Genomic DNA, 278 nt, shown 5'->3' with positions numbered 1-278 from the left:
TGCAAGTCGAACGGTAGCACAGAGAGCTTGCTCTCGGGTGACGAGTGGCGGACGGGTGAGTAATGTCTGGGAAACTGCCCGATGGAGGGGGATAACTACTGGAAACGGTAGCTAATACCGCATAACGTCGCAAGACCAAAGAGGGGGACCTTCGGGCCTCTTGCCATCGGATGTGCCCAGATGGGATTAGCTTGTAGGTGAGGTAACGGCTCACCTAGGCGACGATCCCTAGCTGGTCTGAGAGGATGACCAGCCACACTGGAACTGAGACACGGTCC

The 278-nt window shown here is 56.8% G+C and carries 1 rRNA gene; it reads left to right on the top strand.

Features of this window, described 5'->3' with window-relative positions:
- Window positions 1-278, top strand: a 16S ribosomal RNA gene (locus ACSIPU_RS31280); the annotation flags it as partial.

It is taken from the genome of Klebsiella sp. HN106, assembly GCF_051209435.1.
In the GTDB taxonomy this organism is placed as follows: Bacteria; Pseudomonadota; Gammaproteobacteria; order Enterobacterales; family Enterobacteriaceae; genus Klebsiella; species Klebsiella oxytoca.
This window is presented reverse-complemented; position numbering and strand designations above follow the sequence as displayed.